The 817-nt window shown below is 59.7% G+C and carries 1 protein-coding gene; it reads right to left on the bottom strand.

Translation table 11 applies throughout. From position 1 onward, the window contains the following. Positions 1-16: 16 nt before the first annotated feature. Complete coding sequence (locus tag B3Q33_RS12740; RefSeq protein ID WP_035249619.1) at positions 17-706, bottom strand: hypothetical protein; 690 nt, start codon at positions 704-706, stop codon at positions 17-19. Positions 707-817: the final 111 nt, after the last annotated feature.

The following is an 817-nucleotide window of genomic DNA, read 5'->3' as shown; positions in this document are numbered from 1 at the left end:
TATCCATTCTCAACTATCAATTGGTCCTGGAAAGCATCGCCACCGCGGCCAGTGCTTCCGGGTCACGTTCTTTCAGTTTATTGGCGATGCCGTGCTGGAAGAAGTAACGGAAGTGCGGCAATTGTTGGGCCTGGATCAGGCATTTGGCGCCAGGTAGTACCGGGGTTTCCATGGTGCCGGTTTCATCGGCCACCATGGCGGCCAGTGTGCCGTCTGCGGTCAGCCGCCAGCTCACCACCTCCATCAGGCTGATGGTGTGGAAGCCATCCTCGGAAAACACCGCGTGGGTGCCGATGGTGTCGGGGATTTCCTGAATCGTCTGATCGCCGGGCCGGGGTTTGCCAAAGAAGCCCAGTGCCGCATCCAGCTCCTGTACCTTGTGCTCGGGAGCATCAACGAACAGGTAGTCGCTTTCCGGCAGTCGGTAGCCTTCCCAGCGGCCGTTCAGAGGGTCCGCCAGCGCCATGGCGGTCACCGGCTCTTTCAGCCAGGGGACCATGGCCACCGTGTCGCCATTGGCGAGACGAGCCCAGGCCAGAATTTTCAGGGAAAAGAGTTTATCCGGGTGGTGGTCATTGGCGTACAACAGCTCAATGCCATCGTATTCCGGGGAAAGACGCAAAATGGGGGGCTGTGCCGCTTTGCGGCGTGGAGAGAAGGGAACCACATTGTTCCCGCCAGGGTGTTGCCGGTGAGCCTGAGTCATGGGCACCTCCCGGTACAAGTCCTTGGCGCCGCCAGCCCGACACACAGTGTTCGTTCTGCACGGCCCTGAGGAGACTCTGAATAACTCGTTGCATACTCAGCGTGGCCTGAA

Source organism: Alcanivorax sp. UBA3183 (genome assembly GCF_002364155.1).
Taxonomy (GTDB): Bacteria; Pseudomonadota; Gammaproteobacteria; order Pseudomonadales; family Alcanivoracaceae; genus Alcanivorax; species Alcanivorax jadensis.
The sequence above is the reverse complement of the archived record's forward strand: the minus strand, read 5'-3'. Positions and strand labels throughout refer to the sequence as shown.

Bases quoted from the DNA above. Each gene is read 5' to 3' on its own strand.
- B3Q33_RS12740 (WP_035249619.1), bottom strand. From the start codon at position 706: ATGACTCAGGCTCACCGGCAACACCCTGGCGGGAACAATGTGGTTCCC.